The 13744-nt window shown below is 37.9% G+C and carries 11 protein-coding genes and 1 pseudogene; 5 read left to right on the forward strand and 7 right to left on the reverse strand.

Features of this window, described 5'->3' with window-relative positions; genetic code table 11:
* The first annotated feature begins 72 nt into the window (after positions 1–72).
* The 5 genes and pseudogenes from murB to VIC_RS26070 form a co-directional block, all read left to right on the forward strand.
* On the forward strand, positions 73–1119 hold the full coding sequence (murB, locus tag VIC_RS25685; RefSeq protein WP_006963356.1) for a UDP-N-acetylmuramate dehydrogenase: 1047 nt from the start codon (positions 73–75) through the stop codon (positions 1117–1119).
* On the forward strand, positions 1116–2078 hold the full coding sequence (gene birA / locus VIC_RS25690; RefSeq protein WP_006963357.1) for a bifunctional biotin--[acetyl-CoA-carboxylase] ligase/biotin operon repressor BirA: 963 nt from the start codon (positions 1116–1118) through the stop codon (positions 2076–2078). The genes murB and birA overlap by 4 nt, the downstream gene beginning before the upstream one ends.
* 109 nt (positions 2079–2187) lie before the next feature.
* Entirely contained in the window at positions 2188–3528 is a 1341-nt protein-coding gene (gene pssA / locus VIC_RS25695) for a CDP-diacylglycerol--serine O-phosphatidyltransferase (protein ID WP_006963358.1), read from the forward strand.
* 40 nt (positions 3529–3568) lie between these two features.
* Entirely contained in the window at positions 3569–4633 is a 1065-nt protein-coding gene (gene wecA, locus VIC_RS25700) for a UDP-N-acetylglucosamine--undecaprenyl-phosphate N-acetylglucosaminephosphotransferase (RefSeq protein WP_006963359.1), read from the forward strand.
* 444 nt (positions 4634–5077) lie between these two features.
* Positions 5078–5900 (forward strand): annotated as a pseudogene (locus VIC_RS26070) (integrase core domain-containing protein); the annotation flags it as partial.
* Between the two features lie 279 nt (positions 5901–6179).
* Here VIC_RS26070 and VIC_RS25710 read toward each other — a convergent pair.
* The 7 genes from VIC_RS25710 to VIC_RS25740 form a co-directional block, all read right to left on the reverse strand.
* Positions 6180–7292, reverse strand: coding sequence for a glycosyltransferase (locus VIC_RS25710; RefSeq protein WP_006963362.1), 1113 nt, complete (start codon positions 7290–7292; stop codon positions 6180–6182).
* A 4-nt stretch (positions 7293–7296) separates the two neighbouring features.
* On the reverse strand, positions 7297–8046 hold the full coding sequence (locus VIC_RS25715) for an acyltransferase (RefSeq protein WP_006963363.1): 750 nt from the start codon (positions 8044–8046) through the stop codon (positions 7297–7299).
* Positions 8047–8049: 3 nt separating this feature from the next.
* The gene (locus VIC_RS25720; RefSeq protein WP_006963364.1) at positions 8050–9339 is read right to left on the reverse strand and encodes a hypothetical protein; all 1290 of its coding nucleotides are present in this window, start codon (positions 9337–9339) and stop codon (positions 8050–8052) included.
* 1 nt (position 9340) lies between these two features.
* Complete coding sequence (locus tag VIC_RS25725; RefSeq protein WP_162048700.1) at positions 9341–10375, reverse strand: hypothetical protein; 1035 nt, start codon at positions 10373–10375, stop codon at positions 9341–9343.
* Positions 10376–10518: 143 nt separating this feature from the next.
* Positions 10519–11835, reverse strand: coding sequence for a capsular polysaccharide export protein, LipB/KpsS family (locus tag VIC_RS25730; protein WP_006963366.1), 1317 nt, complete (start codon positions 11833–11835; stop codon positions 10519–10521).
* Positions 11832–13070 carry a lipopolysaccharide biosynthesis protein gene (locus VIC_RS25735; RefSeq protein WP_157622151.1) on the reverse strand — a complete coding sequence of 413 codons (1239 nt, stop codon included), beginning with the start codon at positions 13068–13070 and terminating at the stop codon, positions 11832–11834. Before VIC_RS25735 ends, VIC_RS25730 begins: the two co-directional genes overlap by 4 nt.
* Positions 13071–13081: 11 nt before the next feature.
* A complete protein-coding gene (locus VIC_RS25740; RefSeq protein WP_006963368.1) occupies positions 13082–13738 on the reverse strand; it encodes a class I SAM-dependent methyltransferase in 657 nt (218 codons plus the stop codon).
* Between the last annotated feature and the right edge of the window lie 6 nt (positions 13739–13744).

Here is a 13744-nt window from a genome sequence, read left to right on the forward strand (position 1 = left end):
GTAAGTTGCTCATTATCACCAAACTTCAATTTAGGGTAGAATACAGGCAGTTTAGATTATTCGATAAATCCGATGCAAATATTAGCCAACGCAGATCTTAGTCGCTCCCACACCTTTTCTATCTCGCAAACCTGCTCTTATCTGGTTGAAGTTGCAACCGTTGAAGAGATCAAACATGCCTATCAAAAACAAGAGTGGTTGAGCCTTCCTAAACTGATTTTAGGTAAAGGCAGTAATGTTTTGTTTACCCAGCCCTACCAAGGCGTGGTGGTAGTCAATAAATTGCTCGGTAAGTCGGCCAGTGAATCCGACACGCACTGGCATCTGCATATCGCTGGTGGTGAAGATTGGCCAAACTTGGTGAAATGGAGTGTCGAACAAGGTTATTTTGGATTGGAGAATCTCGCTCTCATCCCCGGCTGTGCTGGGAGCGCTCCTATTCAGAACATCGGCGCTTATGGCGTTGAGCTGAAAGACATCTGCGAATATGTCGACGTACTTTGTTTAGAAACCTTCAATACCAAACGGTTGAGCGCTGACGAGTGTCAGTTTGGCTATCGAGACTCCATTTTTAAACATGAGCTGTTTGAGAAAGTTATGGTTACAGCGATCGGCTTAAAACTCCCAAAGCAGTGGTCAGCAAATATCGAATATGGCCCGCTTCAATCTCTACAAAGCGAAAAACTCACCGCGCAACAAGTGTTTGAGCGAGTTTGCCAAATCCGAATGGAAAAGCTGCCTGATCCTGCCAATCTAGGCAATGCAGGGAGCTTTTTTAAAAACCCGGTTATCTCAAACAAACGATTCGAAATGTTGAGTAAACAATTCCCAAATATTGCTGCATACCCAACACAAGGTGGCGTAAAAGTCGCTGCAGGCTGGCTAATAGATCAATGCCAATTGAAAGGCCATCAAATCGGTGGTGCTCAAGTCCACCCTAAACAGGCTTTAGTGCTAGTGAATACAGGCAATGCGAACGCAAACGATGTGATCAAGTTAGCCGCAACAGTGCGCCAAACCGTATTAGAAAAATATCAGATAGCATTAGAGCATGAAGTGAGATTTATCGGTTCTCATACAGAAACGAATTTAGAGACAATATTAGAGAGCCAACAATGAAAGAGCATTCCGTAAAACTTTCTATCTTGAAAGCTTTATCACAAGGCGGCTTTCATTCCGGAGAAGAGCTTGGAGATCGACTTGGCGTATCCAGAGCCGCGATTAGTAAGCATATCAAAGGCATCCAAGAGTGGGGCGTCGATGTGTTTCGTGTACAGGGGAAAGGCTACCAGCTCGCCAAGCCTATGCAATTGCTCGACAAAGAGATACTCCAAAATAGTTTAACGAACCGAATAGAGCTGATCCCCATAATTGACTCAACAAACCAATATCTACTTGATAGAGTCGATAGCTTAGAATCTGGGTCAGTATGCCTTGCTGAGTATCAAGCTCAAGGCCGAGGTCGCCGTGGGCGCGAGTGGGTTTCTCCTTTTGGCTCAAACCTATACCTATCGATGTTTTGGCGTTTAGATGCTGGTATGGCAGCCGCTATGGGGTTAAGCCTAGTTGTTGGCGTAGCAATCGTTGAAGCTCTCGAAGAGATGGGACTGACAGGCGTAAAACTAAAGTGGCCGAATGACCTCTATTATCAAGACAAGAAGCTCGCAGGTATTCTGGTCGAAATGTCAGGCCAAGCTGGTGCAGCAGCCAACCTTGTCATAGGTATGGGGCTCAACTTGATGATGTCAGAGGCGACAGAAGGCATTACCCAGCCTTGGGCCAGCTTAGATGATGTTGCAGATAATCAACAGATTGATAGAAACCAACTCGCGATTACCATGATAACCACCCTACACAAGGCTTTGGATGACTACGAACTCTATGGGATGGCTGGTTTTGTCGAGAGATGGAATCGTTTGGACAACTTTATCAACCGCCCGGTAAAACTGCTTATGGGGCCTAGAGAGATTGCCGGAATCGCCAGAGGCATCAACGAACAAGGCGCCGTTATTTTAGAAACCGAAAGTGGATTAGAAACCTTCATCGGTGGTGAAATCAGTCTTCGTCCTCATCAGTAAATCACAGGTTTTACAACTAGCATTGTCGAACTAGGATCTGGCAACTAGGAACTGCTAGTACATTTTGCTAATATCCTTGTCCACTTTAAGTAAAGGTAACCCATCCAACATGATGACTAATAGGAACTTATTCGAACAACTTCCTACTTTAGCGCAAGACCCAGCTCAGTTTGAGACACTTTATGCAGCTAAAGATTTTCGAACTCGCTTAATAGAAGCGATTCGTAAGGCAAGTAAACGAATCTACCTGGTTGCTCTTTATTTGGAGGATGATGAAGCAGGAAGAGAGATCTTAACTGAGCTCTATGAAGCGAAACAGCGCAACCCTGGTCTTGAGATCAATGTATGTGTTGATTGGCATCGTGCTCAGCGCGGCTTAATTGGTGCAGAACCAGGCGAAACCAACGCCTCTATGTATAAAAGCTTCGCGGATAATTACGAGCACAGAATTCCTATCTATGGTGTTCCGGTTCGTGGACGTGAAGTATTCGGCGTTTTGCATTTAAAAGGCTTCATTATTGATGACCAAGTTATCTACAGTGGTGCGAGCCTTAACAACATCTATCTCAACTACAAAGAACGTTATCGCTTCGACCGCTATCATGTACTAAATAACAAAGCTCTTGCAGATAGCATGGTTAATTTCGTTCAGAAAGAGATGATCGACCACCCTGCAGTTAACAACCTAGCTTGTTCAAAGAAACCAGAGACCAAAGAGATAAAGGCGCAAATTCGCCAATTAAGGGCTTCGCTCGCCAAGTCCTCGTATCAATTTGAGTCACAAGCAGTCTCTCAAGAGCAGGTTGCAGTAACGCCTATCGTCGGCGTGGGTAAAAAACGTAACAAGCTTAATCAAGGCATCAATCAGTTACTCGCACAAGCCAAAGATGAGATCTTCATCTGTACACCTTATTTCAACTTCCCGCGCAGCGTGGCTAAGGAAGTAAAAAAAGCGCTAAAGCGTGGTGTGAAAGTGACTATAGTGGTTGGTGATAAAACGGCGAATGACTTTTATATCTCACCTGAGGAAGAGTTTAAAACCATCGGTGGTCTGCCCTACCTTTATGAACGTAATTTGCGTCAGTTTGCTAAGTCGAATGAGGCCAATATCGCCAGTCGCAAGCTTTCTATCCACCTATGGAAGCATGAAGAAAACAGCTTCCATCTAAAAGGCATTTGGGTAGACAAGCGTTACATGCTGATTACGGGCAATAACCTAAACCCGAGAGCATGGAGCTTGGACTTGGAAAACGCTCTCTTTATCCAAGATAACTTCCACCACCTAACACCTCAATTTGAAAAAGAGGTGGAGAATATTCTTCAGCACACTCAGCTAATTTGTACCTATAGACAATTAGAGAAAGCAGAAGATTACCCTGATGCTGTTCAAAAGCTGATGCGTAAGATTACCCGCGTAAAAGCAGATCGGGTATTGAAGCAAATTCTATAAATTCAATTTTACCTTATAACCACCAACCTTAGGCTAAAAAGTGTTAATTCCATTTGTTGACTTATCGTTCTTATTTTTTTTCTCATTGGTTACGACCTTTACAATGAGAAAAGTTGCGCAAAAAATAGGCCTCGTAGATAAACCAAACGAGAGAAAACTACACAATGGAGCTATACCTCTTATTGGGGGTATCTCGATATGCATCTCTATCCTTTACTTTCTATTTAATAACCCCAATATACTACCTAACACTCCTCTTTATGCTGCTTGCATATTAATCCTTGTAAGTGTTGGCGCTTTAGATGATAAGTATGATTTGAGTTTTAAATTAAGGTTTGCTATTCAAGCTGCACTCTCGGTCGCTATGATGGTTCTTGGTGGAATAGAACTAAACACTATAGGTGATGTATTTGGTACAGGAGAGATCATAACCCTGGGCTGGTTTGGCTATTTTGTTACGATACTTGCTGTCGTTGGAGCTATCAATGCTTTTAATATGGTAGATGGTATTGACGGACTTCTAGGCGGTTTATCAATAGTCACCTTTGGTGGACTAGGTATCATGCTCGCTTATGACGAACAATTCAACTTAGCGTATATTTGCGTGATACTAATCGTTACTATTATTCCTTACATCCTTCTCAATCTGGGTTTTTTTGGTAGAAAAAGAAAAGTATTCATGGGCGATGCTGGTAGTATGCTAATAGGTTTTACCGTGATCTGGTTGCTATTGCTATCAAGTCAAAATGGTACGAATCCTCCACTTAGACCAGTAACAGCTCTCTGGTTGATCTCAGTTCCTTTAATGGATATGGCTGCAATTATGATTCGAAGACTTAGACGTGGTGACTCACCCTTTAAGCCTGATAGAGAGCATTTACACCACCTTTTTCAACGTATAGGACTTAGCTCCACACAAACGCTGGTCGCTATCTGTACAATTGCAGCATTATATGCCGGTATTGGTATCTACGCAGAGATGATTAATATACCGGAATACATAATGCTATATGCATTCTTAGCATGCTTTTTTATCTATATAGCAATACTAAGTAACGTTTGGAAGATTACTGCTAATATAAGAAAATGTAGACAAAAACAGTAATCCTAAAGTAAAGCCATTATACTGGCCCATTAAGCTCAAGCCTTGTCGCTCCCTCTTGAGCTTAATCAACGATTCCATGCAATTATAAAACATGAAGCTCTAAATTTATTTAGATATCTGATTACATACCACCGTATAAAGCAAGATCATAGACGATTACTTCGACACCTTTATTTTTTAATATATTTCGTAATCAAACGATATACATCTATTACACACTTAGGGCAACGATAAATAATACCTGTAACAAAATCTTTCCTTATTTCCTCATTTCCTTATTTCCTTATTTCCTTATTGCATTAGAGTTAAAAATCATACGAATAAGGTTATGGGCTAAATCTTAATAATTTGTTCGCAATTGTGTCACCCTCTCCCAAAAGCTAGTCGTTAGCAATTAGAACTTTTCCGTTTACAATGAAAAAAACGGAGAACGCATGATGAAAAATAGAAACACAAATCGTAAAGACCCTGAATGAAGTGGAAGCATATCGAAAGGTCAACGAAGTCTGTCGTGAATATGGTATCTCTGATGCGACATACTACAACTAGAAGTCCAAATATGGTGGTATGGAATCGGATATTCAACGACTAAAAGAACTCTAGGACGAGAATCGGAGGCTCAAACAAATGTTTGCCGACCTCAGTATCGAGCACCGTATCATGAAAGATATTCTGGAAAAAAAGCTGTAAAGCCAGTGATTGAATGCGAGCTAGTCAATTTCGCTCGCAAACAATATCAGGTCAGTTTACGAATGCTCCGCCGCGCAGTTGGCATTAGCAGCTTAGTCAATCGCTATCGACCAGTTCCCCATTGAGAGGATGAAGTTCCAGCGAAATTACAGTAAGTAGCAGAGCGGCATCCTGCGTACGGATTTGGCAAATTATTTAAAGTACTTAGGCGTTGGAGGACACTGATGGAATCATAAACAATAATTTATGGAGCATCACTCTATAAAATAAAACCTACTGTGCAAGGACGAAAGGATACTTGAGCGTATTATTACCTGGCGAGGAGCCCAGTAAGCTGCGCATGGATGGCCCTGAACGTATCTCAATCGCTCTGGCTCAGTGGGCGGAAAAGAACAAGGTTGAGCTTGAGTTTATCCGCCCTGACAATCCAACTGACAAACTCTTACATTGAACGATTTAATCGAACTTGTCGGACATAAATACTCACATGTACGCGTTTAAAGCCCTGAACGAAGTCCGAGAACTGACAGAGCAATGGATGAAGGAATACGATGATAAGCCCCCTCATGACTCAATCAACTAACTCCCTAGGAGGGTCTAGCAAGGCAGGAAAACTCAAATTTAGCGCACCAGCAAAACTGGGAGGGCTAAATTAGCGTTTTCCCAGTACAGTTCTAATAACTCCACAAATGTTAGAAGTCAGCACTCCTATGAAGTCAATAGGACTTCGATTCACTATATGTGTAGTTTTTCACCACTTTCATTAATACACCAAGCTTTTCAACTAAACTGCGACCGGCAAATCCAGCTTCACCGTAATTAACAACTTCGGCATTTAGTACTTAGCTCATAATGTTTAACTTTCATCACTAAGAAGACTATTGTATATGTCTAGATAACTTTCAGCCATTGTTTGGTAAGAAAACAAAGATTCTGCCCTTGTTCTCGCATTATCAACAAACTCAAGGTATCGTTTGTCTTCATTCATATTAATCATTGCTGTCGCTAATGCCTGAGAGTCCGCAGGTGCAACCACGTAGCCTGTTAAGTTGTGTTCATTGACAAATGAAGTACCTGTTGATATGTCACATGAAATAATTGGCCTACCGTGATATAAGGCTTCAACTAATGACACACCGAAAGCTTCAGACCTTATGAAAGATGGAAATACGAAGCACTTACACAAGGAAAGGAGGGCATTTTTTTCTGCTTCAGAAACGAAACCTAAAAAGTGGACGTTACTCAACTGATTTTGCTTTACGTACTCTTTAAGTCGTTTCTCTTCTGGTCCTTTTCCGGCAATAACGATTGGGCAATTGGATATCTTTGCCGCTTCCACAAGATACTGAAGCCCTTTATAGTATCTGAGTACACCAACAAACAAAAAGAAGTCACGACCAACTTTCTCCTCCATTGACTCTCTGATCACTGTGTCAACAGCTGTATACTCTTCGAAGTCCACACCAAGCGCCACAACAGAGCATTTTTCTTTATAAGAGGCTAAGGTTGTACTTGATTTTAGATAATTCTGGCTAGTCGGAACAATTGCATCAGCCCTTTTTAGGAAGTATTTCTCTAACGGGCTATAAACTATTCTTAACAGTTTCTGTCTGACAATATCTGAATGATACGTAACTACAATAGGTTTAACTTTGTCAATTAGGGGTATGAACATGTCTCCTGATGGCCAAGGATAATGAAAGTTGATAACATCAGCCCAATCAAAGTGAGGCTTGATATTTTTCAACATTGATAGAGAAAAGCAGTTGGACTTAATAGAAAAAGTTCTTTTAAAAAAGACAACTTCTACTCCCTGATAATTTACAACCTTGTCTTCATCAGACAATGCAAGGATTCGGACGTTTTGGTCTAACTCTAACAACCCTTTAGAAAGATTTTTAATAACTTGCTCTATGCCACCCTGAGTTTCAGGGTAACACGTTTTATAAACATGCAATATTTTGCTCATTTGACTACTTTCTCTTTATAATTCTCGGGTGACCAGATGAATGATTCTCATCCAATTCATATGTGTCATTGATAACACTTTCGTCTACTTGCATTATTTTTCTTATCGAACTAGAACCATAAACTCCTCCATCAATCAAGCGGCCGTTCACCGTAGTAGCAGATACAACGTTAACGTTTTTCTCTATTATTGAACCAGGATTAATCGTACAGTTAGAACCAATATAAACACCGCTACCTATCCGGATACTTTCTAATTTGATGAATCTTGTTTTTCCCTCATTGACATGAAGAAAACCATGTGTCCAAAACTTACTATCACGTCCTCCAATAACAGAAAAATCTCCCACGTAAATTGACTCCGACAAATCAAAATAGTGAGAGCTGGTTATTATACTGCTATCTCCAAGAACCAAAGAGCTATTATGTTTGAAAACGCTTCGCCTAGGGCCGCGGAATAGTACAAAATTTGATATTCTCGCGCTTTCGTTTAGCCTAAGGGAAAAATTACCTGTTATTTGGTTGAAGTGGCCAAGGGAAGCATTCGATTGTAGTTCTAATTTCCCTCTAGAAGTGATTAAGTTAAAGTGGCCTATTGAGGCACCAGCTTCTAAATCTAGATCTGTATTAAGAATTAAACTAAAACCAACCTTGGCTGAAGGTGATACTTTAGCCCCCATCAATCGAAATAAATGGTTTTTAATTCTACTTTTAGGCACAAAAAGAGATATAATAGCGAAAAATATTTTATGCATACACTAGGACTCTTTAAGCTTTTTCAATAATTGCCCAGCCACAAGCTTAACATTTGTATCAAGGGTACATGTTTTAGAGTAAATAGGGTCAGATATTTCACCAAAGTATGAGTTACCTCTAGAGTGGGTAATTATTCGTTCAAGAGGAAACTTGACCTCAGCTGGCAAAATCTGACTGTCTTCCACATAATGCGAATTTGGGTAACCATAGAAGAGAGACTCTTTCTCAGTAATCAATGCTTTTTGGGCCAAAATTGTTTCTATTCCGACGGTTCCAGTAACAGAATAAACTCTACATACAGAATCAAAAATATCTGTCATTTTTGTTTTTTGGCTGAGACATACAACACGATCGCAACTTTCTACATAATCTAAAAGCTCATCAGAAAGCTCATATTTTGACCTCGGATTCGGCTTAACAATAACTTTTTCGCCTTCTTGCAATACTGATACTAGTCTCTTTAAGTTCTTAAGCTGATCATTGTGAGGATAGCCCCATACATCCAAATTTGCTTCAGGTTGCATTTGGAGTGGGTACAGGATGCCGTTAACAAGATCATCATGGGATACTTGATCCCTTTGAGCGCACCTTTCAAGACGAGACTTGTTGTTAGCTAGCATCTTTTGAAACTTATATTTAACAACAGGGCTTGGCGTATTGTAACATTCCCCTGTTAAACGCGAACGCAATGAAGTGTATGTATTGTAGAGTTTATATATTGTACCTCTAACGGAAGTAAAACCTATGGAGAAACTCATATAACTAGGAACAATACTTTTATTAACTATACCGTCAATGATCGCCAGATCTTCATCATTAACTTCAAACTCCTTTTCGTCGTAGCTATTGAGCGAGTCAGAGTCTAACAGGGCAAACTTGCCCAATGGATAACGAGTGGGGGAAGGGTGCAAAAATTGAATATTGAGCTTTTTACACGCTTCCACAACCATTTGCTCGTGAAATAACGTCACTTCGCCGATTACAAAATCCGGTTTCTCGTTTTCTAAGTATCTATATATAACATCGTAATAATATTTATAATGGTCAACACGCCCGCCATAAATATAAACTGATCGATCTCTTTTTTCGAGATCTGAAAAAAAAGGAGTTTCGCAATATTCTAAATCCACTTTTTTTGGATAAGGTATATTAAAACAGTCGCTAGTCGGAGAAAAATAATGGTTTTGAGCTAGCCATCTAATTTCAACATTATTATCTAGTTTTTTTATTTCACTCGCACACCGTGCCCAGAACACAGTTTTAAACCGGTTCTCTACAAACAAAACTTTCACGTCAAACACCACTTTTATTCTTAGATAACAAAAACGAACCTAGCGATATAACAGAAATACAGAGTATCTGAAATATACCTAGCCCACCATAGAAAAAGTTACCTATCGGGCTCAGCATCATGATAACTAAAAAAACAAAAATATCTACGCTAAAATATTTAACAGATAAACTTAACGCAAAAACAAATAAGAATATAGTTCCTAATATAAAACTAGCGTAAAAAACCCCGAAGTCATAAATAAAGTCGAAATATATAGTTTTGTAAACACCTGCACGATAGAAATCTTCATCTAGTGTACAACCAAGCACTGAACATGTTGCATTTTTAGATATTTGACCATTAAGATCAAGTATATTAAGTATGTCGGCTGCTAAATAAGTCGAAAACTCACCTATAGAATGGTAAAGATAATGTGACAAAAATACATATCCTTTAAAATACTCGAAGCCATCAAGAGCTATTACCCAATCACTAATTCCTACGATTTGCGTAGATATGGTACTTTGTAAGTGCACACTCCAATCAAAACCTTCCGCATTAAATGCTTTCATTTCGGTCGTTTCTTTGAATATCACAACTATTAACAATACAAATATGATCATTAAAAACCAAGACAGCTTGCTTTTTAGCATTTTTTTCACATCGAAAGTAAAAACGATCCAAAATAACAGAACAAAGGTAGGTGTCATTCGCATTGCAAGAAAAAGTGCATCAAAAATCAAAAATCCAAAAATAGCAAAATAGATCAAATGATGAAACTTGTATATTCTATTGAGGTAAAAGATTATAATACAGCTTGGGTAAAAGAATATAGCCAGATAAGAAAACCAACCTCCCCCGGCTGCATTGTTCCGAATATCATAGACAGATGAGTAGTCAAAAAACAGCTGAGCATAACCTACTCGGCTTGCCATCTTACCTATCATGGATATTAGGAAAACTAAAAGTACAAACCTAACATCGGGGAAGTAAAGTGGCTTGCTACCTACTTTAAATAGATACAAAGCAATAATAGGGAATAAATAAACAATCATAAGTATCGTAAAGTCAAAAGTTTTAAAATCGACAAAGAATACTTGATGAGTTAAGGCAATCAGAAAAAAGCAAATAATAACAAATAGCATGTTATTAATTATTGATTCTCCATCTAACCTGTGGTTTTCTCGAAGGCTATACATTAAATATTGCACTCTATAGCAGCGGCAACTAACTTCGCATTACTTTGGTAAGAAAAACCATCGACGCCACGTAAATAGAAGTCATCAACAATACCGACAGGCATTTTTGAGAATATTTTATTACACGCTGTATGCTCAAATTTAACTTCGCTAGAGATAAGGTTATAAATATCGTCAGTTGATTTATCTTTAAGATCTGACAACTCTAATACGTTATCTAAACCCATGTACCAAGTATGTCCGAAAACGATACAATACTTATTCTCTACTGCGGATTCCCATGCAATAGTACCCGATATCGTCGCACTACAAATTGAATGCTCTAGCAACTTATGAGAAGGCGTTGAAGAGTGAATCAGTATGACATTTTTAATACTCATTAGACGATTAAAGAAACTAGAAGAACGATATCTGTTATCCTGTCGAGGATTATCTTTAACAACTATTTTGACTTCATCTGGAAGTAATTTCGCCAAATGCTCTATAGCTAGCACTTGATCTTCGTATTCCTTACCCAAAATTGACGTCGTTAGTTCCGGCTGCTGGTGCAAGGGAAAGTATACATACTTCACTTTATCATTAACAAGATTTTGAAGATTGGCTGAAAAAAACTCTGCTTTTCTTTTTTTATATACATAGTTGTCGATACCTTCAATAAGCTTTAGTGCTCGGTGACGAAAATAACCTTTTTTCCTTAATTTTTTAAATGAAACTCTATCAATTAGGTCTCTAAATTTGTAGTAGATAAGCTCTGGTAATGGCGAAAATCCAGCTATTCCCTTCATATAGCATAAGCCTTCCTCAAAATACTTTTCCAAATCAACTGGAGGATAGTCACTTTTAACTGACGTTTTAAAATAACCATAATCATCGATAGTATCGAAGATATAAAATCGATTAGAAAATATTGATTGGTGACAAATAACAGTCTTAATCTCAAGTTCTTGCGCTACTCTATATAAGATGTAGTCGAAACCTTCATGAGGTAAGTTTTGGAACACTAGGCAATCCACACCTGACTTTGAGAGCATTTCTTCAGATAGCTTAATAAAGTAATAAAACTCGTCTCTTACCATTGGGAACGAATTGTAGTAGGTTCCTCTTCGTGCAACGAGCTGGTTGTACATTATTAGATCGTCTTGGTTAAGATTCACTCTGCTAGGAGCGATATGGTTTTCTTTGTCCAAATGAAAAGCCCCTAGCAGCTTCAGATCTAATTGTTTTACGTTGTTTATATTATAATTATTAGAAAGCTCTCGAGATACTTCATTCCACAATTCGGAATCAAAGGCATAAAGCATTAGGTTCTTTTTCATTTTTCTACCCTAAAATGTCTAAATGATATTATTGACTTTATTAAAAACAGATAAGAAAACGTTATTAGTAAACTATAGCCAACAGTATAAATGATTTCTAAATTAGAAAGAGATAATATATAAATAGCGAGAATTAATACTATTACACTTGTCACTGACACTGCACATAATTTTTTATCCATACCTGACGCATACATATAGTAATGTGGCAGATAAGATAATGAATTAATATTTGCCACCAAAAGAAGAACAAAGAAATAGTCCATCGAAGATAAATACTCCTCTTTGCCGATATATTCAAACAAATAGGGTAATATTATTACGGCAGACACATTAACGATAACAAGAACTACTATAAGCTCTAATAAAATATTCCTAGTTTTTTTGGCTATGACATTACAATCTTTACTTCCAACTGAACGAATAAAGTCAGGTAGGTTATATGAATAGACCGTCGATAGTAATAGTGAAGTAACCGATGTCGATATTACAATAAAAATAGTATGTGTAGCTAAGCTGATATCAGTGCCATGCTTAGATAAAGTATATCTATCAATAAAAAATAACAAACTAGCGCCTATACCAGAAATGAAATAAATAATTGAATTTCTAGTAGATTCTTTAAACCAGTTTTTAAAATCGCCATCTTCCGTGCTAGTTTTATTTTTTGAAAAGTACTTTTTAATATTAACAAAAGAGTACAATCCTGATATTAGCGACATCACCACATATACTCCAAACAGCGTGTCGATGTTTCTATACTCTGTGTTACTAATAAACAAAATAACAACAATCAAGCTCCAACCACCATTTCGAATGAATGAAGCAATGGCAGCTTGCACATGCCTATCTAAAGCGATTAAATACCTAGCAAGTTCTTGAGCAATAAGTTCAAAGAAAAGCAGTACTATCAGCATGTAGAATGAATAAACTGAAATATAATCTATAAAATAAAGTATGGCTAATAGGACAAAGAGTGGAATGGAGATTATAGCCTGAGTTTTAAGATGGCTAAATATCTCAAACATTTTATCATCTTTTGTTGCTATTCTTCTTTGAGAATAAGCATAAATTTCAAATCCAAATATTACTAGCATAATATTTAGATAAGACATAAACTCACCATAAGCCGCTACATCTTGAACAGACAGCAATTTTGCTATAGTAAGTATAAATATCATTTTTACTGTTAGACCAAATCCTTTTAGTGCTAGTAAAAATATTTTATTTTTCAATAACATTGGTGCTAAGCTAATGTCGGATAAGCGTGTTTTAAGTCAACTCTTTTTATAATTGAAAGTGCACAGTCTTCATGTTTATTTCCAACCGAAGTACTACCATCATGTTGCATGATTTTTTTACTTATCAACTTGAAGCAAGGGTTCCACGTAAACAATGTATCAAACTCCATTTTATAGGAGTATAGGTTTTCTCTGTGATGATACGGGTTTTTTTGAGGATCCGAATCAAAATCAAATATAACGATATATCCATCTTCATTAAGTAATCGCATTGTATTAGCCACTATATTTGGCAAGTCTTCGGGATCCATCAAATATAAAGAATGACCAAAAATGATCATGTCAAACTTGCTTACACACTTATCTAGAAAAGTACTAGCATCACCAACCAATAGCTCCAACTCAGTTAAATCAGAGTTCGCTATACCGTAGTTTACTGCTTCTTTACTCGGCTCTATTCCGACCACTTGATAGCCATCACTTTTAAGCCAACCCAATCGATATCCTATTGAAGCACCAACTTCTAGCACTTTACCTTTTGCATCAAGCTTTTTAATGTTTTGATACAGATAATCGTCTATTGCAAGCTTATCTTTGAGTGATTCTATATTTCTTTTAAACCATTGGTCTGCTTCTGATGAAAGAAAGATATCTTTTTGCATTTTTAA

It is taken from the genome of Vibrio coralliilyticus ATCC BAA-450, from assembly GCF_000176135.1.
Lineage (GTDB): Bacteria > Pseudomonadota > Gammaproteobacteria > Enterobacterales > Vibrionaceae > Vibrio > Vibrio coralliilyticus.